General features: G+C 39.9%; 16 protein-coding genes and 2 pseudogenes. 3 read left to right on the top strand and 15 right to left on the bottom strand.

The annotated features are described in order from the left end of the window. Positions 1–4: 4 nt before the first annotated feature. Positions 5–487, top strand: coding sequence for a hypothetical protein (locus tag AB5150_RS14510; RefSeq protein WP_055146811.1), 483 nt, complete (start codon positions 5–7; stop codon positions 485–487). Between the two features lie 103 nt (positions 488–590). Here AB5150_RS14510 and AB5150_RS14505 read toward each other — a convergent pair whose 3' ends face one another. The 10 genes and pseudogenes from AB5150_RS14505 to AB5150_RS14460 all read right to left on the bottom strand — a co-directional run bounded on the left by AB5150_RS14505 (position 591) and on the right by AB5150_RS14460 (position 12407). Continuing rightward, positions 591–1280 carry a hypothetical protein gene (locus tag AB5150_RS14505; RefSeq protein WP_015535088.1) on the bottom strand — a complete coding sequence of 230 codons (690 nt, stop codon included), beginning with the start codon at positions 1278–1280 and terminating at the stop codon, positions 591–593. A gap of 73 nt (positions 1281–1353) precedes the next feature. Next, positions 1354–3402, bottom strand: coding sequence for a DNA topoisomerase (locus AB5150_RS14500; protein WP_349093171.1), 2049 nt, complete (start codon positions 3400–3402; stop codon positions 1354–1356). A 512-nt stretch (positions 3403–3914) separates the two neighbouring features. After that, positions 3915–6023, bottom strand: a complete 2109-nt coding sequence (locus AB5150_RS14495) for a glutamine synthetase III (protein ID WP_349093169.1) — start codon at positions 6021–6023, stop codon at positions 3915–3917. 168 nt (positions 6024–6191) lie between these two features. Beyond that, positions 6192–6911: a metallophosphoesterase gene (locus AB5150_RS14490; RefSeq protein WP_349093167.1), complete on the bottom strand. Its 720-nt coding sequence runs from the start codon at positions 6909–6911 to the stop codon at positions 6192–6194. Between the two features lie 26 nt (positions 6912–6937). Beyond that, positions 6938–7447: a CinA family protein gene (locus AB5150_RS14485; protein ID WP_349093165.1), complete on the bottom strand. Its 510-nt coding sequence runs from the start codon at positions 7445–7447 to the stop codon at positions 6938–6940. A gap of 249 nt (positions 7448–7696) precedes the next feature. Continuing rightward, the gene (locus AB5150_RS14480; RefSeq protein ID WP_349093164.1) at positions 7697–8647 is read right to left on the bottom strand and encodes a DUF3137 domain-containing protein; all 951 of its coding nucleotides are present in this window, start codon (positions 8645–8647) and stop codon (positions 7697–7699) included. Between the two features lie 58 nt (positions 8648–8705). Further along, the gene (locus tag AB5150_RS14475; protein WP_055146832.1) at positions 8706–9827 is read right to left on the bottom strand and encodes a hypothetical protein; all 1122 of its coding nucleotides are present in this window, start codon (positions 9825–9827) and stop codon (positions 8706–8708) included. 108 nt (positions 9828–9935) lie between these two features. Next, positions 9936–10070: pseudogene (locus AB5150_RS14470) on the bottom strand (AAA family ATPase); the annotation flags it as partial. Positions 10071–10093: 23 nt separating this feature from the next. Then, positions 10094–10621, bottom strand: a complete 528-nt coding sequence (locus AB5150_RS14465) for a CinA family protein (protein ID WP_368292105.1) — start codon at positions 10619–10621, stop codon at positions 10094–10096. A 100-nt stretch (positions 10622–10721) separates the two neighbouring features. Continuing rightward, on the bottom strand, positions 10722–12407 hold the full coding sequence (locus tag AB5150_RS14460) for a hypothetical protein (protein ID WP_368292104.1): 1686 nt from the start codon (positions 12405–12407) through the stop codon (positions 10722–10724). A 337-nt stretch (positions 12408–12744) separates the two neighbouring features. On the opposite strand from AB5150_RS14460, the gene AB5150_RS14455 reads away from it, so the two are divergent. Beyond that, on the top strand, positions 12745–13431 hold the full coding sequence (locus AB5150_RS14455; RefSeq protein WP_022216944.1) for a hypothetical protein: 687 nt from the start codon (positions 12745–12747) through the stop codon (positions 13429–13431). A gap of 117 nt (positions 13432–13548) precedes the next feature. After that, positions 13549–14770: pseudogene (locus AB5150_RS14450) on the top strand (IS256 family transposase). Positions 14771–15026: 256 nt separating this feature from the next. Here AB5150_RS14450 and AB5150_RS14445 read toward each other — a convergent pair. The 5 genes from AB5150_RS14445 to AB5150_RS14425 form a co-directional block, all read right to left on the bottom strand. Further along, complete coding sequence (locus AB5150_RS14445; RefSeq protein ID WP_055146838.1) at positions 15027–16001, bottom strand: hypothetical protein; 975 nt, start codon at positions 15999–16001, stop codon at positions 15027–15029. A 29-nt stretch (positions 16002–16030) separates the two neighbouring features. After that, on the bottom strand, positions 16031–16948 hold the full coding sequence (locus tag AB5150_RS14440; RefSeq protein ID WP_055146841.1) for a hypothetical protein: 918 nt from the start codon (positions 16946–16948) through the stop codon (positions 16031–16033). Positions 16949–17130: 182 nt separating this feature from the next. Then, positions 17131–18486, bottom strand: coding sequence for a hypothetical protein (locus AB5150_RS14435; RefSeq protein ID WP_055146842.1), 1356 nt, complete (start codon positions 18484–18486; stop codon positions 17131–17133). A 197-nt stretch (positions 18487–18683) separates the two neighbouring features. Then, positions 18684–19673: a hypothetical protein gene (locus AB5150_RS14430; protein ID WP_368292103.1), complete on the bottom strand. Its 990-nt coding sequence runs from the start codon at positions 19671–19673 to the stop codon at positions 18684–18686. A 103-nt stretch (positions 19674–19776) separates the two neighbouring features. Then, positions 19777–22005 (bottom strand): leucine-rich repeat domain-containing protein, encoded by a 2229-nt coding sequence (locus AB5150_RS14425; protein WP_172676654.1) that lies wholly within the window; start codon positions 22003–22005, stop codon positions 19777–19779. Positions 22006–22010 lie beyond the last annotated feature (5 nt).

Genomic DNA, 22010 nt, shown 5'->3' with positions numbered 1-22010 from the left:
AATAATGTCATCAACTAAACTTATCGTATTAAAATCAAAAGAACTCATATACACCGCCATACTGCTGGCACTTGTGATCGTATTTGTCATTATACTTATCACCATGTTCCGCGGCAAAGATTCGGATGACACCAGTGGTTCAGCCAGGAGCATCGCAACCTCAGCCCAGACTGATCCGTCTCCTAAGCTCGACGAGATACATTACACACCGGGGACATACTCATCTTCCCTTGTTCTGGGAGAAAACACTCTGTCCGTCATGGTCACTGTGGATGAGGACTACATCACAGATGTGTCATTCAAACAGGTGGATGAGACTGTGACCACCATGTACCCACTTCTTGAAACGGCACTCGAGGATATCAATACTCAGCTTCACTACATATCTTCCGTGGACGATATAACACCTTCCGGAGACAGCACATACACTACCAGACTTATCATAGATTCCATACGAAATGCCCTGAAGGATGCCGTGATCAACTAGCTGTCACGGTGCTTTCTGCCAAAACAAAAGGACATATGACCGTATATATCTTGTATTATATACGGTCATATGTCCTTTATTTATCCCACCGTTTATACAGTCGTTACTGCTTTGCAACTATGTTATCCTTATCCTTGAAAATACTGCCTCCCGGCACATATCCCCTGACTCTTGATACAGGATAGATGTTGCTGAATCTTCCTATTACGGTTCCAGGATTGAGGACGCTGTTGCAGCCAACCTCAACATTATCTCCGAGCATTGCACCAAACTTCTTAAGTCCTGTTGCAATGTCAAAGCTCTGTCCGTCCACATTTCCCTTAACGTGAACCAGAGTCTTGTCAGACTTCACATTGGACGTGATGCTTCCGGCACCCATATGTGACTTGAAGCCGAGGACTGAATCTCCCACATAGTTGTAATGAGGAACCTGAACGTTATTGAATATGATGACATTCTTGAGCTCTGTTGAATTACCTATCACACAGTTCTCTCCGACCAATACGCTTCCTCTGATGAACGCACCCGGACGAACCTCTGTGCCTGCACCTATGATTGTCGGTCCAAGGATGGTTGCTGTTCCATACACCTTACAGCTCTTGTGGATCCACACATGCTCATCCACCTCATTGTACTCATCCTTGTCCAGACTCTTTCCAAGCTCAAGCACGAAATCCTTGATAAGTGGAAGCGCCTCCCATGGATAGGTAAGCTTCTCAAGAAGAGGCTTTGCCATGGTCTGATCCAGGCTGTAGAGCTCCTTTATTGTTACAACTGACTGTATATCTTCCATAATAATAGTCTCCTTTTCTATCACATATAACTGATACATACTATGTTATACACCTTTGAATCAGTATGTGCAATCACTGTGTATCCGCATTCTTCTCCGCCTTTGCGCCTGTTCTGGCTGTGGCTCTTGTCTCCTTCTTCTGGGCACCTCCGCCCTTGGCGTAGAACACCTTCGTTTTGTCGAATACCCCTGTTATTCCATTCTGGTTCTGTATCTGCTTCACAAGGTTTGTGTATTTGGTGACAAATGTAGTCATCTTATCCGTGTATTCCTGCTTGGATATCTGACCTTCAGCGACACCCTCAAGCCCCTTTTCCCAGCTCGCCGTCAGGTCCGCTCTCAGCAGACCGTTGATGGAATAATATACTATATCGTATATTATCTCCCCAAGGAATGTCGGGGTCACTATCTGTGTCTTCTTGTTCAGCGATATATATTTGTTCTTCTCCAGCTTGGTGATGATCCCGTCTCTTGTGGCACTTGTTCCGATTCCAGCTCCCTTGATCTGCTCTCTGAGCGCCTCATCCTCTATGAACTGTCCGGCATTCTCCATGGTCAGGATCAGTGATCCTGAGTTGTATCTCTTAGGTGGGGATGTCTCACCCTCCTTTATGTCGATTCCCTGGACGCTCAGCTTGTCACCCTTCTTTATCTTCGCAAGCCTTGCTATGAATTCAGGGCTGTACTTCACATCGTCCTTCTTCTTGGAAAAGCTGTTGGCCGCCACCTTAAGATAGCCATCGTTTATCAAATATTTGAAGTTGGCAAACAACTTCTCTCCGTTCTTGGAGAGTGTCATTGCAACCTTCTGGTATTCCGCAGCAGGGTAAAATATGCTGAGGAATCTCCTGCATATGATCTCATATACCTTGAGAGCTGTAGGTGCCAGACTTCTAAGTGCTCCAAAGCCCTGTCCGGTAGGTATGATGGCGTAGTGGTCGGTGATCTGCTTATCGTTCACATATTTCGTCTTTGCGATTCCCTTATATGTGCCGCTCTCCATGGCCCCCTGTGCAAATTCTGCCACAGGCTGGAAATTCTTAAGTCCCGATATGTTCCGTCCTATCTCCTTTGCCACGGCCGTTGACAGCACTCTGGCATCTGTTCTCGGATAGGTTACCAGCTTCTTCTCGTAGAGCTCCTGGACTATCTTGAGGGTATCGGACGGACTGATCTTGAAAAGTGATGAACAGTCATTCTGAAGCTCCGCCAGATTATACAGCATCGGAGGCTGTTTCTTCTCTTTCTTGCGCTCCACAGCCTGGGCCACAGCCTCGGGCTCCCCTGCCTTCAGCTCCGCCAGAAGCTGCTCCGCTGCGGGTCTCTCTTTAAATCCATTCTCCTTATACAGAAGAGGCGACTCGAAATACTTTGTGCCCTTCACTGCCTTCCATTCTGCATCAAATGTCTGTCCTTCCTCGCCCACATTTGCAACGAGTCTGTAGAACGGAGTCTTTACAAACTCCCTGATCTCACGCTCTCTCTTCACTATTATACCGAGGACACAGGTCATGACACGGCCCACGGCTATGACACATCTGTCCATGCCGAGATACCTCTGGACTACATTTGAAAACTTCAGCGACAGCGCCCTTGAAAAGTTGATACCCATAAGGTAGTCCTCCTGGGCCCTAAGGTACGCTGCGTCGCTGAGGCTGTCGTACTCTGAGAGCGGCTTCGCCTCACGGATTCCCCTGAGGATCTCCTCCTCGGTCTGTGAATCGATCCACACACGGCGTTTCTCCTTGCCGGTTACGTGAGCCATTGAATCCACAAGCCTGTATATGTATTCTCCCTCTCGTCCTGAATCCGTTGCCACATAGATACAGCCTATGTCATCGCGGGTAAGCAATCCCGCAACGATATTGAACTGTTTCTTTGTGTCAGGAAGAACTTCATATTTGTATTCAGTTGGAATAAATGGAATAGTTGAAAGGCTCCACTTCTTAAGATTCGGATCGTAGACCTCCGGGTAGCTCATGGTGACCAGATGTCCGACACACCATGTGACAACCGCTGTATCCGACTCCAGGTAACCATTTCCCGCATTGCCCTTCACCCCCAGCACGTCGGCAAACTGCCTCGCCACGCTGGGCTTCTCTGCTATATATAAATTCTTCAAATTATGCTCCTATTCTTTCAGCATCCGCCACACACATGATCCTGTTTATGCCGTGACCGGTGCAAAAATACATCACAACACATCTGTATATAATAGCAGAATTTGTGGAGTGGAGCAAGTGGGGACGGAGGTGCCTGCTCCTCCGCTTCGCACTTGCCCCCCCTCCACACGCATTGCGCGTTAATACAGAATTGCTTCGCACTTCTCCACCGCATTGCGCGTTAATACAGAATTGCTTCGCACTTCTCCACCGCATTGCGCGTTAATACAGAATTGCTCCGCACTTCGTGCTCCCGCAATTCTACGCGGCATTCACACTCCGGCCTGTCGGCCTTCGTGTTCATGTCGCGTCATCCCGTCAAATGCGCTACATGCCGCGAGCAAGCTCTCGCATGTGCGCGCTTGACGGGATTATAACGCGCAAAAAGCACCCCGCCTGCGATACCGCAGACAGGATGCCTCTAAGCTATTTTATATAGAATTTAGTAGGATTAGCAAACTCAATCTATGTTTTACTGCTCGAATAACAGCTGCTCGTATGTTGGGAATGGCCAAGCTGTCTTTGGAAGTTCCTTCTCAAGTTCATCAGCAGGCTTTCTCACTGTGTCAAATGCTGCAAATACTGTGTTGTGGAAATACTTAGCCCAGGCCTCTGTATCTCCCTCGTAATCTGATGCCTTTGCAACCAGCTCCTCAAGGGCTACTGTAGCGCTCTTGAGCTCTGTGAGCTTCTCTGAGATGGTGTTCAGAAGTGATACCTGAACTGTAGGATCAATTCCGAGAGCCTTGATCTCAGCTGCACCCTTTGCAAGTTCTGCCTGATATTCCATAACTGCAGGAATGATCTCCTCATTAGACATCTCTATCATAGTGAGTGCCTCGATGTTGATCTTCTTTGCATAGTTCTCAAGCATTACATCAGCTCTCGCCTCAAGCTCTGCCTTATCCATAACTCCAAGGTTCTCGAAAATCTTAACGCTCTTATCTGCTGCAAGATAAGGAACAGCATCAACCATACACTTGATATTTGGAAGACCACGCTTTGCTGCCTCCTCAACCCACTCATCTGAGTAACCGTTGCCATTGAAGATGATTCTCTGATGCGCTGTGAGTTCTCTTCTGATGAGTGCCTTGCAGGCTGTCTCGAAATCGTCAGCGCCCTCAAGTTCATCTGTCATCTTCTTGATCTGATCTGCAACTATTGTATTAAGTACCATCATTGGGAATGCGATGGACTGTGTTGAACCAACCATTCTGAACTCGAACTTGTTACCTGTGAATGCAAATGGTGATGTTCTGTTTCTATCTGTGGCATCCATTGTAAATGTAGGAAGTGTTGATGCACCTGATACATATGTCTTGCCCTTTGGGGACTCTGTAGCCTCACCCTTCTCGATAATCTGCTCAACGATCGACTGGAGCTGCTCTCCAAGGAATGCTGAAATGATTGCTGGAGGTGCCTCGTTAGCTCCAAGTCTGTGATCGTTTCCTGCTGATGATGCTGAAAGTCTCAGGAGCTCAGCGTTGTTATCTACTGCTACCAGAACTGCTGCCAGGAAGAACTGGAACTGAAGATTTGTCTCAGGATGCTTGCCTGGATCGATGAGGTTCTCGCCCTCGTCTGTTGAGATCGACCAGTTGTTGTGCTTACCTGAACCATTTACACCGGCAAATGGCTTCTCATGGAGTACGCACTCAAGGTCATGCTTTGCAGCGATCTTCTTCATGGTTGCCATAACCAGATGGTTCTGATCTGTGGCGATGTTGGTTGTTGAGAAGATTGGTGCAAGCTCATGCTGTGCAGGTGCAACCTCATTGTGCTGTGTCTTTGCAAGGATGCCGTATTTCCACAGCTCCTCGTTCAACTCTGTCATGTATGATGCGATCTTATCCTTGATCGCTGCGAAATACTGATCATCAAGCTCCTGTCCCTTTGGGGGCATTGCTCCGAAAAGTGTACGTCCGCAGAGCTTAAGATCTGTTCTCTTTGCAAATTTCTTCTTATCTATCAGGAAGTACTCCTGCTCAGGACCAACTGATGAAGTAACCTTCTTGGCTGTTGTGTTGCCGAACATTGCAAGAGCCTTAAGAGCTTCCTTGCTGATGGCATCCATTGAACGGAGAAGAGGTGTCTTGTAGTCAAGTGACTCTCCTGTATATGATGTGAATGCTGCCGGGATACAGAGGATACATGTTCCCTCATCTGTTGTCTTTACAAATGCTGGTGATGTGCAATCCCATGCTGTATATCCTCTTGCAGCACATGTCTCACGAAGACCGCCTGAAGGGAATGATGAAGCATCCGGCTCTGACTTGATGAGCTCCTTGCCTGTGAACTGAAGGATAACGCCGCCATCACCGACTGTGCTTACGAATGAGTCGTGCTTTTCTGCTGTTGTCTCTGTAAGTGGCTGGAACCAATGTGTATAATGTGTTGCACCAAGCTCCATTGCCCATTCCTTCATGGCTGCTGCAACTGAATCTGCGATTGATGTATCGAGAGGCTCGCCCTTGTCAATAGTCGCCTTGAGTGACTTGTAAACTGCCTTTGGAAGTCTCTCTCTCATGACCTGATCTGAGAATACGTGTGAGCCAAATACGGCTGAAATTTTGTTCATCATAATTACTACTCCTTTTCCTGATTAAAATGAATCCTTAACGTATCCTCAAAAAAAGAGAAAGGTGTCCTCCTTCTTGAGAACACCTTTGTCCATTTCGTATCATCTAATTGTTGAATATAAAATACTCCATATTCTTTCAAAAATCAACCCCTAATTTTAAAAAATTTATCAAACATATATTGCACTGTTCTCATCCACACAGTAGCACGCCAGCTTTCCGCCCCTGTTTCTCTCTCCATTTCCGCAGTCGAGATCCATATAGTAAGGTGTCACGTAAACGTTGTAGGAATGATCTTCATTGAGTCTGTTCGTCGTCACATGTCCGCAGAACACGTACCTGTCAAATGCTTTTTTATCTGAAAAAGGAACATTGTGGATATCAGGTGAGATGAGAAATCTGTATTCATCTCTTCCCACGGCATTCGTTATAGATTCAGCGATATTGATCGTTCTATCAGCATTTCTGATGTATGAGCCACAATGAATGCCCGGATGGGTGACAACACAAACTCCGTACTTTGGCGAATGTATCTCTGTGTAATGTGACAGATGTGCCAGAAACCCATGCAGTTTCATCTGATCATCCACATTGAGCTTCTTGATATCTCTGACTGTTCCACCACCGCCGAATATGATCCACTGTCTCTCTGACATGCTTCCCTCTATGTACATCTGGGCAAACAGTTCATGATTACCCTTTATGAGCTGCATCGAACCACCCACAAGATAGTCCGACATGAACTCAAGAAGAGAAATTCCCTCGTCGTTCCAGTCAAATATGTCTCCCATGACTATCATGTGGTCCACGGCTGGATCAAAGCTTATCTTTTTCAACATTTTTCTGAATGACATGACATCTCCGTGGATGTCGGATATGAGATATAACATTTATACATCCTTTGACAATCGTCCTATCAGTCCAGCCTCTTAATAAGCTCCTCATATATCTCCTCCGCCACCGCCAGCTTATACGCCAGCCTGGTCGGCTGAGGTGGGAGCTCCACATAATACTCTTCCACATCACCATCTATATCTATGGCAAAGTATACCTGTCCCGGAACTGAGGCCTCCGGATTCGCCGGATCAACATTGCCCATGGTTCCAGTCACACCGATCCCTATATTCGCATTATACGCCTTTCTACACGCCTGCGCCATTGAACCCGCAGTTTCCTTTGAATAGACTGTATACTTGTCTATAACCTCTGCCGGAACCCCCTGCATGATCTTCGCCTCATTGCAGTAGGTGATAAATGCCCCTTTCAGCACTGCGGATGATCCTTCCGTGTCGGTGATGAGGGAAGCTATCTGCCCTGAAGTGGCAGATTCCATGGTGGTTATGGTTAGGTGTCGGGAGATAAGAAGTTGTGTGAGATGCCGGTAATTCATTCTGATCTTATTCTCTATATTGCATTCATTCTCCATAAAGCGTCTATTCTCCTTCTTTTTCTTTTCACCTTTAGAATAGTAACTTTCCTCAAATTCGTCAAACGAGATGATATACTATTCCTGAAGCATATCCAACCCCAATCCGGTATTGCATTTTGTTTTCCCAATATGGACATATGTATTAAAAAATTGCTTCTCCTTCAACTCTCTCGGACTGTTTTCAAATATAAGTGTAACAGATTCTTTTACTAGTTTTCTATAATACATTAAATTCCGAATCATCCCTTAGCAACAATCAATCATTATATCAAGGATCGCTAAAATATCTGATAATTCTTTTCTAAACTTTTTCCTGTATAATTCGATATCGCTATTATCTTTAATTTCTCCAATTAATTCAAATGAATTTTTCTCGTTGTAGCAGGCAATCACGCCCATATTTCCAGAAAGTTGAACTCTTGTACGTTTTCCCATTTTCTTCAAGCCTGAAATAAACTGAGGGGTCAAAATAGAATACGCAAGGTCATCCCCCGATGCATTAACCTCAAACTGGTCATCAAATACGCGATCTCCCGTTTTCAAGTAGCTTGATATATTGTTTTTTTCATCTATGTATACGGCCTTTCTATTTTGCCTCATTTTCCCAGAATTACTCTTGCCCATTATCTGTACAAATCCATTCACGCTTTTACTCAACGCCATTGTCATAAACTGTCCTGAAAACTCTGTAATAGTAGTTTTCAGGTTGTTTTCATTTGCAGTATAATCCTGACTTTCTGTTTTCAATTCAAGATCACTGTATGTAAATTCTACATTTCTGTATATTCCATGAATATAATCTGAACCTGTTGCTCTATTATAAGTTGGAAGAATACTGCATTTTTTTAAAAAAGATTCATCCACATAACCACTTGGCGAATAATCAATAACCTGAATTCTCTCCTCGAGAACCCCGAGCACAATATTCTGTCCTATAAACACCCTGAGGTCTTTCATTTTTTTATTACACAGTATAGCAAGTAAGAAGCCAATAAATATGCATACTACAGGCACCACTCTAAAAACAGTATCAATAATTGGACCATATATATCAAATATTACCCCCACAAACGGAAGGAGTATTCCCACTAACGACAAATACATGGGGATTTGTATTATTTTGATATTTCTTTGTTTTGCTTTTATTATACTCTGCATTTCTTCATCATTTTTATAATTAACTATCTGCTTATTCATATATACTCCTTGTTCCGTAATAATCAATGATGCAACTGGTAAACTTTTTCATTGACATTTACACATTGAAGCAGGATTTTTCATTGTGGCTGCCATCTTCTATGAAAAACATTCTAAATCCCAATATCATAACCGGAACCACCTCGTTCATATGCAGCAAAAGAGTCACTGCCGGCTTGATAAATCCCAGTTCCGCCAATATAGCATATATGATCAGAAATGCTTCTATCATATATATTCCAAGCACAAACGTTCCACGTCTGGCAGATACCTTCATAAGCTTTGCTGCAGACAGAATGACAGCAATTGACAAAATCACAAGCAATATGAACCACAATATACACAAACCAATCCCAGCCTGATGTTCAATTATCGTAATATTATATCTGGCTCCAAAAATCTGGTCCGGCATACTTCCAGCCTGGTCCAGTTCATCCATGATCGACGAACCTGAAATCTTATTCTTACTGGTAAATACCTCATCACATCCAGCAAATATAAGTATTGCTCCAAAAAGCAGTGATAATAGACAAGTCACAATATTCAACCTGTGCTGAACAGCCATGTATACAATAAACATAACCGTTTCTGAACATACGATAGCAAATGTGAGATCATCTTTGGCCGTCACAAGTTTTACACTCACAACATTTGCAAGTTCGATAAGGAACCAAAACCAAACTTCACTCCAACTTTTCTTTACAAGGTCAACTCCCTTTACCATAACCACAAAAGCGAGTATCGTTATCACCACAGCATATATTTCGTCACTTCCCGAGCCGAATAATCCCCAATGTCCTCCATCATCGAGTCCACTGTCGGTATGTATTGAAAACGTCACACTTGCCCAGCAGATAACGACATACAGAAACGTAAGCACAAACAATACCGCCGCATCTCTAAATTTCTTTTTATCTGTAAAAAGCGATCCACAATAACGCACTGCGCCATATGTCTTATCACATATCTTCTCAAGTGGCAAAACAAAAAGTATCGCCCCTACAAGAATACATATAAGAATATTCCTTATCTGGCTGACTGCACCTCCGCCGCCTATGTATCCAGCAAAAATTGTATTCTCCATTCTTGTCATTATTCCCCACATGGCCGCATAACATATAGCTGATATTACAAATGCCGGTATTGCAGTTTTTAGAATTTTCTGATCGTATTTTTTCATCTTTCTCCGCCTCCATATATCAGTTTTTCTATTTGTAAATCATCCTTTTTTTAAAGGTTTAAAAAGGCTTAATAAGGTTAAATAAGGTCACCGTATACACTGCGACCTTATAAGTTCCTGCCTTATCTCCTCATTTGGCACAAATGCAGAATTACTCTTCCTCTGATAAGCCAGATATCCAAGATGGATCAGGCAAGTGAGAACATCATCCTTATTCGCAAAACTTACTATGTCATTCTGAAATAAAACCTTCAAATAATTCAGTATTATACCAATCTTTTCACAAGCTCCTCATAAATCTCCTCCGCCACAGCCAGCTTATATGCAAGTCTTGTCGGCTGAGGCGGAAGTTCAACATAATACGTCCGCACATCGCCATCTATATCTATGGCAAAATACACCTGTCCTGGAACCGATGCGTTCGGATTTGCCGGATCCACATTGCCCATGGTCCCAGTCACTCCGATCCCTATATTCGCATTATACGCCTTCCTGCACGCCTTCGCCATGGCACCTGCGGTTTTCTTTGAATAGACTGTGTACCTGTCTATAATCTCCGCCGGAACCCCCTGCATGATCTTCGCCTCATTGCAGTAGGTGACAAATGCACCTTTCAGCACTGCAGAGGAACCTTCCGTGTCGGTGATGAGGGATGCAATCTGCCCTGAGGTGGCAGATTCCATGGTAGTTATGGTAAGTCCTTTGAAAATAAGTAACCTGGTAAGTTTTCTATAGTTCTCTCTTATATTGTTTTCTCTATACTGTTTGTAATCATTCACTTTATTATCAATCATAGATTAACACCTCCTTATCCATAAGTTCTGTATCATACTTTTTCTCATTGATCTGAGCCAAAGCTGCAAGTGCTGTATTCTGAAATGTACGTTCATCTTCCTAGTTTTCATCCTCATCACAGTTTACGTCCTCATCCGCTGTGGCTTCTCTATCCTCGTCACTTTCATCCTCTGTATCATCAAAATCACCAAGGTCATCAAGATCCACACATTCATCAGCATATTTCGCCTCCATAATCTTGTGGATCTGCTCATACTCCTCATTTCTGATCTTTATAAGTCTACTATAAAGTTCACTATAGTTTACCGGTTCTCCCTTTTCCTTTTTCTCATCCATAAGCTTATCAGCTTTTTCTACAAAATCAAGAAAGTCGTGAAGTTCCTCTTCACCCTCATCTTTACCGTCAGGAATCACCAGTGCTTTGTGTGCCATGTCTACTTTTATATCTGTCAGCCTTGTCATTTTCACTAGAGCATTAAGCTGTTCCTGAAGGCTGAGTATCTGAATCTCCAATACTTTTCTATCATACCCGCTATCGATTATCTCCTGATCAGTATTTATGAACCTGCACTTCAGATCCGGCTGTGACTTAATGGGAATGATCAATAGTCTGACAGCTATAAACACTGCTATCATACTACCCATGTCAAATAATGAATTACTGCTGAAACTGTTGTCCACAATTCCTGCCTTTGCACATATTCCAAATATCAGAAGTCCCAAAACACTTACATCTATCCATATCAGCATCCACATTCTTTTATGTGAATAACGTTCAACTATCTTCGAAGCACATGCCAGCAGAACGATAATAAATGTCAGCAATGCAATCATCCATATAACAACTGGCGAATTCAACGGTTCGCCCACAAACGAATAATCACCTGATACATTTCTGCGCAATCCGTTCTCAAATCTAACCAATACAGGAAGTACAACATAGCCATAAGCTATCCCCAGCATCACACTAATGATTATATAAATCAGCCATTCTACTATCGACTCGCTATTATATAATGCATATATCATAAGCACTTCCACAGCTGCACTGAACAGCACCATTAGAACCCATATGGCATATCCAGTCATCTGCCAGGCAGAAGATAATGAAGTTTCAAATAACATATCTGCTTTTGCACAAATCCGGTTTGCATATATGTATGTAATAACGACAAGATAAATTACCGATAAGATAAACCATACAATACCACTCTCAAAGAATTGCCTGCATATATAACATACTGCAAGACTCAACGCAATCACGCAAAATATGTACAAGCCTGCCCGACTAATCTTCGTATAAGGGATATAACAAAAAATGGCAATCAGCGAGGCAATCACAAGTATGGTAACTAAAAACACTCTTGATTGCCTAAGATTCGGATTTCTCTCTTTACAAATATAAAGATAAAATTTATACATGAGTTCCCACGGGATCAAAATAAATACCATGCCGATGACTAGCATCTGCCATTGATCCCTAATCCACCACGGCAGGAACTGCGCAAGTCCGGTTGCTTCAGCGTTAAAACTGAATACTCTCTTGAATATAATAAAGTCTTTTACCACAAATGCAACCAAAAGCAGTACTATGATAACTGCTGCTTTTATCTTGTAACTTCTGGATGTTATTGGTTGCTTCTCCTTGTAAGCTTTTTCATCAAACTGGCAAACTCTGTCATCAGCATCTAACATCTCTTCTGATATATCATTCGTTTTTTCAGTTGAAGTTCTGCTTGAAGTCTCATTTGAAATCTCTGTTGAATCTTCGTTGGTTTTTTCCACTTGCTCTCTCCTTTTCCTCGTTTTTTGTAGTTAGTTTTTGTCTTATTAAGACAAGAATTTCACTATCGCTGCACTATATGTCTCTCCTCTTTTGTATTGTGGCTTATAGAATCAAGCGCCACTTTTTAATATATTAAATTATACACAGAACTTAATTACTTAACAATGTAAGATTGAAATCTGCTGCTCTGGTGGCTTCTTCCCGACTTCAAGCTCGGAAATCTTCAAATGTAATGTAACTATAAGCATTAAACTCTGCAGATTAGTCAATTAAAAACGCATCGCTAAGATGGAGTGCTAAAATAAAAAAATACTAATAATACAAAGGAGAATAGCCATGAAGATGAACAAAATCAAAAAAACATTAGGTATTTTACTTATGACTTGTGTATTGCTGTTTGCATCCATAACTCAAAGCGAGGCAGCTACCGCAACTATGACACAAGCTGAAAGGAAAGTATATACCAAGTGGTTGCTCAACGGAATCACCAAAACTCAATACGGAACATATTACAAAAGCAAAACCCAAGGAATAATGTATAATCCAGAATTCTATGTTTATGACATCAATGGAGACGGACACAAGGATATCATTGTAACAGGTCGATTAGGTCTCAGAACTATGACTTATTCAGAGGTTTATATGCATGTGAACGGTAAGTATAAAGCTATTCCTGTAAGAGGAAGCCTGTACGGTGTGTCAAATGCAGGCATCTATACAATTGAGGATGATTACAGTTCCGCTGGGGCTGTACGTTATCACACTTTATCCACATACAAATTCAGTAAGCATGGAAAAATCTCACAAAACTATACTTTTAGCAAAACCACCATGTATTATGACATCGACAGAAATATCAGATATAAAAACGGAAAAGTAATCGAGAACAAATGCACATCCTCAACTGGGAAGAAAATAAGCTTAACAACATTCAGAAAAACTAGAACCCAGGTCAACAAGAAGAATGTGTCTAAAAAAATGCACCCGGTAAGCAAGAGTGGTATTCAAAAATACTTAAAATAAAGCTTTTCGGGAGCATCCCAAAGTTTGTGTAAACCTTCAAACTGATGTAAGATAAAATTACTCAGTTTGGAGGTTATTTTTATGGCAAGAAGAAAAGACAGCCCACAAAAAGCAGCAATGAGAGAAATGATGCGTGACTATCTGAAAAATAATAATATCAGCATCAAAGACGGCACCGATGTAAACAGTATCATGCGCGACATGATGTCTGTCCTTTTGGAAGGTGCCTTGGATGAAGAACTGGATGAGGGGTTAGGATATTCCAAGTATGACTACCGAAACAAAGAAACGGACAATAGTAGAAATGGACATTCCCGTAAAACTATGCATACCAGTTATAGAGATATGGATGTAGCCATTTCAAGGAATCGTAATGGTGATTATGAACCACAGCTGATTAAGAAGTATCAAAATACAGCAACTCAGGACATGGAAGAAAAAATACTTTCTATGTATGCCAAAGGAATGACAACCGGAGACATTGAATCCCACATGCGTGAATTATACGATATTGATATTTCTGACAGCACAATCAGCCGGATCACAGACAAAATCCTGCCGATTGTAAAAGAATGGCAGGAACGCCCTTTGGAAGAAGTGTATGCTGTAGTATTTATGAATGCAATCCACTATCACGTCCGCAGTGAAGGACGTATTGTAAAACGTGCGGTTTACATTGCCCTTGGTATCGATATGAATGGGAAAAAAGATGTTCTTGGAATGTATGTTGGAGAAAACGAAAGTGCGAAATTCTGGCTTTCTATCATGAATGGATAAAAAAACAGAGGCGTTGAGGATATCCTGATTGCATGCGTTGATGGTTTAAATGGATTTTCACAGGCAATCGAGGCTGTTTATCCAAAAACAGAGATTCAGCAGTGTATCATCCATCAGATCCGTAATTCAACGAAGTTTGTTTCATACAAAGACATCAAAAAACTGATGGCTGATCTGAAGCTTGTATATGCAGCTCCAACGGAAGAAACCGCTTTAAATGAACCGGAACTGTTCAAGGATAAATGGGATTCCAAGTACCCGAAAATCTATAAATCCTGGAATGATAACTGGGCAACCCTGTCCACTTATTTCAAATATCCGGAGGCAGTAAGACGGCTGATTTATACCACAAATGCCATTGAATGATTCAACCGCCAACTCCGGAAAGTGACCAAAAGCAAGACGGTTTTTCCGTCGGATGACAGCCTTTTGAAAATGCTGTATGTATCTGGCAACCATGGATATCACGAAAAAATGGACCGGACACAGGCAGGACTGGGGACAGATCCATTCCCAGCTTGAAATTTATTTTGAAGAACGTCTGGCAGGACGGAACCTGTAAAGCAGTCAATTTTAGGCAGGTTTTATTGACATGCCTAAAAACTACTGTATAATGCAGATATGGGCAGAATCCGGAAAATCGGCTCTGCCCATTTGTAACTATTCACAAATCTTATATCAGTTTTTAACGTTTACACAAAACTTGAAACGGTCTCTCGTAATCCAAGTTGTTTCGATCGTGCCATTACTGCTCTTAGAATACACAATTATTTTATTTGCCGCAATACCAAACCTGACCAGCATTCTTGCGTTCAGTATTATTCCACAGGAAATTTGATAACATCTGTCGTCAATATATCATCCATAGTATCAGTGTCTTCCATCTCAAGTTTAAACTCAACATTCTTAATTTCCCTTATTTTGCTTTCTTCCAAATCATCTTTGTAAATGGTAATCACGCCAATTCCCTTCCTACTATCAAATACAGTAAGCGTCACATATGCATTGAACATCAGACCATCTATTGACATATCCTCCAGATTTATATACACATTCTTGCCTGTATTGTTCTCCATGCAGAAATATAGATTAGTATTTCCATATTCATCAGTCTCATTTCCAAGTGCTGTTATTCGGATTCCATCTGCACTGTATATTTCCTGCTTATCCGTGTTTGCATCCACTTCTTCGCCAACCTGCGATGTCTCCAGCTTATAATATTCATCCTTGAAAATATCCTCGTAACTGTCCTTGTCTTTCTCCTCTGCCCAGAAATAGAATTCAACTGTTCCTATGTTTGTGATCCCTGCAATTTTTGTTGTATCATCAGAAAGCGTTACACATGAATTGCATTTCTTTCCAGCAGCCACATCGACTCCCCAGAACACCCAGTCCATATAGCCATTTATAACTATCTTTTCGCTTCCGATTGTCAGGTCCTTATCTGTATTATTCTCCACTGTAACCTCTATTTGATCCTCGTCGTATTCGTTTACAGAATAACCAGTGGCTGTAACCTTTACACCATCCTTGTCAAGCAGCACCTGTTCTTTTATAGATGTATAAGAAGCACTCGCTTCCTCTTCTACAGTTGTATCTTCTGTAGTAACCATTTCTGTCTCTTCTGTAGTTTTTCCATCATCTGAGTCTTCATCTGAATCCTGCAGATTCTTGTTGCCCAGTTCTGATTCAAGTATTTCTTTTTTACTTTCTATTACTGGTGAAGCACATCCTGTTATCATCAATGCACTCAGCCCCGTAAGCGCCATTGCCAACAAAATCTTCTTTCTCATATGTATTGTCCTCCTCATTCACAGATCTTTCATTGTTCTACCATAGTCTTCAAACCAGGATATACACATCCCCCAGACTCAGTTTCTTCCTTAATACCATTGTACTCTTCCTGTGTTATGAGATTATCATTATTTTTGTCCATAATGCTATTTGTAGTGTAGAAAAAAACACTCTCACCATTTTCTAACAAGTCTGTATAAAGATAATACTCTGTTTGCATTTCGTTTCCTTTAAACACCTTATAGGATACTATAAAATTAGCCGCTCCTCCTGATCCTTCTGTACAAAAATGGTTTCCACAGTAAGTTGTATTGCTTCTTTCCCAACTTGCCGCAACAAGCTTTGGAACGTCTCCATCCATTGTGTATATGTCGTATATCAATGGTGATGTCATATCTGCAATAATAAGTTCTTTTACCCCATCACCATCAATGTCATCAATTACATATCCCACATTGTCCAGTTCTTCCAATACTAACATTACATTATATCTAGCATACACATCATCCGCCGTCTCATATGGGAATTCAATATTGGTCAAATCCCCATACTCTAATTTCTGATGATTGAGTTCGATATATCTGCTTATTATCTCTTCATATTGTGTTAAATAAACAGCATCATCAATATTCTCTTCACTCGGAATATCATCCGCTACATCGGTCTCTGTTTTCTGTTCGGTCACAATTGATTTCTCTGTATTTTTCTCTTCTGATATCATTTCTTCCGCGATGCTCACCTCTCTTGTCGTTGTCTGAGATTGAATCACGTCCAACTTATCCTGTATACTTTGGCAACCTGAACCAACATATGTAATTCCTGTCAAAGCCAGCAACACCCCCACTATCTGTACACTTTTGTTTCGCATCATGCATTCCACCTCATCTACACTGTCGTCTTCTGCCACTGCCAATATGGTATTATTGTACTTTTCTGATTTTACCAACTTATCTCCGCTAGCCTGGCTTTATATATTATTTCTGTTCATTGAACCATAGCTTTGCTTACAAAAAGTAGTAGAGCATAATCAATCTACGGCTCTTAGAATACACAATTCATTTATTTGCTGCAATACCAAGCATATGGACATCATTATATATGAAATCACCAAGTAATATATGCATCCCGTCAATTATACCTATAAATCCTCTTGGAACTACTACCAACTGCCTTATACGTCTTACGTCCAACTTTTTTGTATACAACAACCTTATACGAGTAATTTGACCATAGTCTATTAGCCTTGCTGTCACTATAATATGTAATACGATTGGATTTTATTGTCTTTACAAGCTTATATCCACCACCATTTATACTTCTATATACTAAATATCCTGTTGCATTTGCCGAGCTTGATTTCTTCCACGTGATTCTTATACCCGCACGCTTATTCTTTATAGATGTAATCTTTGTTTTCGCTGGAACAATTGTGAAATTTTTCTTTATTGTCCCCTTATATGCACCTTTAAACACAATTTTATATGTATATGTGCCAATACTCTTTCTTCCCAACGGAATATATATTGTGTAATCTCTTCCTTTTACAAGGCGATTCCCACTATTATCCTTAACGATCACCGACGGATTTCTTACTTTTCCATTATACATACACTTTTCTGTGGATAAACGTACATTCTTTGAAGTCATTGCTATACCACTGGAAATCGTAAACATATACGATCCAGACCAATCGGCTGCAGGCACCATAGGTGGAACGATAACTATATAGTGTACTCCCGCCGAAAGCATATATCTATATATTTTTTTGTTATCTTCTCTGCTTTGCCATTCATATGCCTCTCTGTCGCCTTCTTCATCATAGATACTAAGTCCACAAGTATCCGCATCTATAACTTTGAATATAATTTCAACTTCTGTCGACTTTTGCAAATAAAATTTGTATATATCTTTTTTGTCATTTAAAGCCAACATACCAGTTATTGTTGATGGTATTTTTACAAGGGTAGCTTCCTCAAAACTATTATTTGGTTCTCCCTCGCTTGTTCCCACACTTTTATACGAAGTTTCTATCTTATAATTTGCAGTTTCCCCATCATAAATATTTTTTCTTCCATAGACCACTATATAATATGTCCCTTTTGATAAATCCCAATGAAAATTTGTTTTTCCGAATTCCAAATCATAATTATATTCCATATTTTCAGATGCAATACAATCCCCATCATCGTCATATAGTCTGATTGTATATGGCATCTGATATGCTGTAAACTTAATTGAAACTCTTCCTGCATTTGTTATACTAAATTCATATTCATAACTTGACTGACTCGATGTCAAAATTCCATCTACACTTTTTCCAAGAGTAAGATATTCATCAGATAAAGCCAACTCTGCTCTACCTTCCGCTATATCTATATTATCAGACGCTATAACAGTAACTGCACCTCCCCCTATAAACACAACTAATATGCAAAGTACAACAACAATATTCTCTGTTATCCGCTTTAATTTCTCTATTATCATAAACTTAATCCTCCCTCATTTCTTATATTTAATATTCTAAATAATTATGGTCTCCGTATGCCAAAGCTGGCGATATAAAACAAATTAAATCTGTCTTGTTATATTTTACCATATTATCCCATGCATCTTTACTATCATGTCCATATTGTCTCTTTTTATGTCTATTTTTGTGTTTTACTATTTTTATCATCTTACAATTAGTTTAATTCCGCCGCAGCTTTTGTAATTCTATCTGTGAGATAATCATTGGCAGATTTCAGATCTGGGACAATACATTTATGTGAATTCCACTCATTTTGGTAATTATCAAAAGTATCCTCTGTGATTTGTCCAAGATCATTTTCATCATTTTTATAACTCATGTACCCATACATGATTGAATCATCCGGCCTCCCCGCATTGCCTTCCATTAAAACTTCTAATAACTCTGCTCTCTCTATGTCTCCATCCAGCGAATACATAATTATCTCCTGATTAGCTGCCCCATTTGAACCAGTTCTTAATATAAAATCTCCGCAATAATCAATCCTACAGCGTTCCCAACTGTCAAGCACCATTTTCGGAGTGTCACCTTCCAAGGTAAACACTTCATATATCATCGATGAGTTTATATCTGCCAGCAGAAGCTCATATATACCATCACCATCTATATCTGAAATTTTATAGCCAACATCTGAAAAACCTTTATCCATTATATATATACTGTACCGCCCATCGGTGTCTTCCCCATAAGGATATTTATCCATTGAAAAGTCTCCCAAGGTTCCATCATCCTCTCTGCATACATCCCTCTTACACGCATGCTCATAGATCAGATCACAGTATATTTCCTCGGCTTCCTCATAAGAGAGCGTCTGTCCACGCTTCTCATTAACTTCTTTTTCAGTTGCTGCTACTTCAGCTTCATCTATCTCTGTTTTCGTGATTTCACTTGCATTTTTATCTTCTTGCGTATAAGCTTCCATCGTCGGCTTATCAGATATACTGCTCTGCTTCTCCGATTCTGTATACTGAGCATCTTTATCCTCATACAAACCGGGTTCTGTACTGTTCGATTCACTTGTTGTAATTTGAGATTGTATAATATCAAATTTATCATGTATGCTCTGATAGCCTGATGCAACACACGCCGTACCTGTCAAAGATAGAATCAAACCCATTATGTGCCAATACCTATTTCTTCTCATACTTATCTACCATCCTTATCGTTGCCTCTGCCAGCTTCACCATCACATATCTGTTCGGATGAGTTCATTAATTATACGCTTTATCGTATAATCCTCCATAATTCTATTTTATAATTTTTGCTTTCTTTGAAACACCTCTTAATGTCAATATTTTTTTGTACTCCTTCAATTTCCTGACAGGTACTCTGATCACGATTTTACTATTTACGCCTTTTAATGCTCCTGCACGGACTGAATTTATCGTTAGCTTTGTTGTTGTTATTGTTAATCTTTTTAATTCACTACAACCAGCTAATGCTCTTTCGTTTATTACACACACGTTATTTCCAATTTTCACACTACTCAACATTCGACATCCATAAAATGCTCTTTTACCTATTGATTTCACATTAGAACCAATAGAAACGCTTTTTATATTTACATATTCTCTAAATGCATTATCTCCTATTGAAACAACTGAAAATCTAACACCACCTATTACTACATTGTTTGGTATAATTAGCTTAACTATCTTTTTTGAGTTTTTTCTCGATGCAGCCCCTGTCAGAGATACCATACCGCATCCATCTAATCTGGAATCTGTAACTCTATATTTTAAATTTCCTACATTATATACTTTTCCGGTTTGTATTCGTATTTTAACTCTCTTTGTAATGCTTCCAGAATAGTTCCCTTTTCCAGATATTATTACCTTTGCGATTCCAATATTTTTGTTATTATGATATCCAATAGTATAATCCTTTCCGACCTTCATAATTGTATTTCCACATTTCACTACAATTTCAGGATATACGCATGTTTTTCCTGTATATATATCAGAATCAGGAACTCCGCAAACCGAAATTTGATTATTTTTTAACGAAATATCTCTAGATTTTATCAAAAAATTTTTTTTAATAGTACCACTGTAATCACCCTTACCAGTAATAACTATAGAAGCATTTCCAACATTTATATTGTTATTATACGTCAATATGTAATCCGTTTTTTCATTTAAAACAGTTCCCTCAACTTTCACTTGTACATTTTGGAATGTTATTCTTCCACCTTCATAAATAACACTTTTTGGTATACCTATAATATCTACATCATATATTTTACCTATATCTACAATTGGTTTTATTATATAAAAATATCTATCTATTGTACCTGTGTAATTTTCTATACCAGATATAATTATTTTTGCTTTTCCAGGATTTTTATTATTTTCATATGTTAAAGTATAGTCTCTTCCCTCCTGAAGTTGAATCCCATTTAGAAAAATCGTAATACTCCTTTGTTTTTGAAAAGCCCCATCATACGTTTTATCTTCTATTCCTTGGATTATAGCATCTGATATATCAGTTTTAACCACTTCTAATACTTCATATTGTATTGAACAGTCTATTGCATATTTATATGCATTTGACCACCTGTAACATCTTATTATCAAATCATCACTATGTTCATCAAACACCATTGCGCCCATTCTTTCTACACTTGCAGGAATGTATATACTCTTTAAATTTCCGCAGAATGAAAAAACATAACTTCCGATTTCTTTGAGTCCATCTGGTAATTCAATACTTGTTATTCCCTCGCAACTGCCAAAAGCGCGTTCCCCAATTTTCTGTAAATTTTCTGACAATGATATATTATGTAAATTTATACAGCCATAGAAAGCTGATTCTCCTATGCTTGCCACACTTGACGGAACATTGATTTCATACAAGCCGGTAACATTTCTAAAAGCACACTGCCCAATTCTTTTTAGCCCATATTCAAGCCTTGTATTCATACACCCTACAATCAATTCGTCATTACTTGTATTTATTACTGCATTGCAATTATTCCTACTATCGAAAACTTTATTATTGACTGCAACCTGTATTTTTTTTATATTGGAACAACCAGAAAAGGCTTCCGTTGCAATGGTGTTAACATTTTCAGGTATATATATGTTTTCCAGACTTTCACAGTTATAAAATGCTGTAAATCCAATTTTCTCAAGACTGTCAGGAAATGAAACTTGTTTCAAATTACTACAGCATGAAAAAGCACTAGAACCTATACCTGTAACCCCTTCAGGTATAACTACGTCAACTATAGTATCGTTAAACTGAAATGCTTCTTCACTTATACTCACAACATTCATTCCATTTATCTTTTGAGGTATTTCCACTTCACTATCTTTTCCATTATATTTTATAATAGAAATTGTTTTATCACTCGGATTTTGGCTATATTCATAATCTCCATATACTAGATTCCCTGCTTTCACTCTCATCTGAGTTCCATCTAATACAGCCCCCAATATTAGAAGTACCCATATTACATTGATAATTTTCTTCACAATCA

It is taken from the genome of Coprococcus sp. RTP21281st1_F1_RTP21281_210402 (genome assembly GCF_040915325.1).
Lineage (GTDB): Bacteria > Bacillota > Clostridia > Lachnospirales > Lachnospiraceae > Coprococcus > Coprococcus aceti.
The sequence above is the reverse complement of the archived record's forward strand: the minus strand, read 5'-3'. Positions and strand labels throughout refer to the sequence as shown.